Origin of the sequence: Streptomyces sp. NTH33 (genome assembly GCF_003236365.1) — a bacterium.
GTDB lineage: Bacteria > Actinomycetota > Actinomycetes > Streptomycetales > Streptomycetaceae > Streptomyces.
Genome location: NZ_POTZ01000887.1, coordinates 1 through 1,382 on the forward strand (window position 1 = coordinate 1; position 1,382 = coordinate 1,382).

The window sequence follows — 1,382 nt, forward strand, 5'->3', positions numbered from 1 at the left end:
CGCCGCCACCGCCGCCACCGCCCGGCCCCGGCTGGGGCCGGCCCGGCCACGGCGCTCCGGGCGGTTACGGCGCTCCGGGCGGTTACGGCGCTCCGGGCGGTTACGGCGGCCCCGGTGGCTACGGCACCTGGGGCACGGGCTGGGGCGGCCCGCCGCCCGCGGCCAAGCCCGGCGTGATCCCGCTCCGCCCGCTGGGCCTGGGCGAGATCCTCGACGGCGCGGTGACCACCATGCGCACCCACTGGCGCACCGTCCTGGGCATCTCCCTGGTCGTGGCGGTCATCACCGGGATCATCGTCATCCTGGCACAGCGCTTCGCCCTCGACGACGCCACCAAACAGATACTCGGCGACCCGAACGCCACCCCCAGAGAAGCCGCCCGCGCCCTGGGCAACCTCCTGCTCGGCTCCGGAGTCGCCTCCCTTGTCCAAATCGTCGGCACCATCGTGGCAACCGGGCTGCTCGCGACCGTCACCAGCCGCGCAGTCCTGGGCAAGCCCGTCACCGTCGGCGAGGCATGGCGGGACGCCCGCCCACAGGTGCTCAAGCTGTTCGGACTGGTCTTCCTGTTGCTGCTCATCTGCGTTGGCGTCATCGCCGTCGGCGCGCTGCCCGGCATCGTCGTGGCCGCCACGGCGTCACTCGCCGGCGGCACCGCGCTGGCCGTCCTGGGCGGCCTGGCCGCCGGGGTGCCCGCCCTGTGGCTGGGGGTCCGCTTCTTCCTGGCCTCCCCGGCACTCATGCTGGAGAAGCAGGGCATCACGAAAGCGATGAGCCGCTCCGCCAAGCTGATCCGCGGCTCCTGGTGGCGAGTCTTCGGCGTCCTGTTGCTGTCCTTGGTGATCGCCATCATCGTCTCCACGATCATCGCCATCCCCTTCGCCTTGATCGCCGTGTTGTTCAGCGGGGACGGCATGGCCGACTTCCTCAACGGCACCCCCGAGCTGAGCTGGACCTACCTGATCATCACCGGGATCGGGTCGGTGATCGGCCTGACGATCACGCTTCCGATCCTGGCCGTCGTCACCGTGCTGCTCTACATCGACCAGCGCATCCGCCGCGAGGGCCTCGACCTCGAACTGGCCCGAGCCGCCGGCGTCCCGAGCCACGGTTCCGGCGCGGCCACCTCGGGGAGCTGAGAGGCGTGAGCCCGACGGGGGGAGTTCTCACAGCCCTGCAGGCGCTTCCACGCGCGGCCGGCGCACCCGAACCACCGGTGACCCTCCCGCGTGATCCCGCGCGGGAGGCGGCCCAGCGCGAACTGTCCAAGGGCATGTACCACGAGCACGACCCCGGCCTGCTGCAACGCGCCCTGAACGCCTTCTGGGACTGGCTCGGCAAGCTCTTCGACTCCGCCTCGTCCGCCACACCCGGCGGTGGCG

General features: G+C 71.9%; 1 protein-coding gene and 1 pseudogene. Both read left to right on the plus strand.

Features of this window, described 5'->3' with window-relative positions; all coding sequences use genetic code 11:
- Positions 1-1,139: glycerophosphoryl diester phosphodiesterase membrane domain-containing protein (locus C1I97_RS37270; protein ID WP_111007287.1), on the plus strand; the 1,139-nt coding region annotated here is incomplete at its 5' end.
- A 5-nt stretch (positions 1,140-1,144) separates the two neighbouring features.
- Positions 1,145-1,382 (plus strand): annotated as a pseudogene (locus tag C1I97_RS42300) (DUF4129 domain-containing protein); the annotation flags it as partial.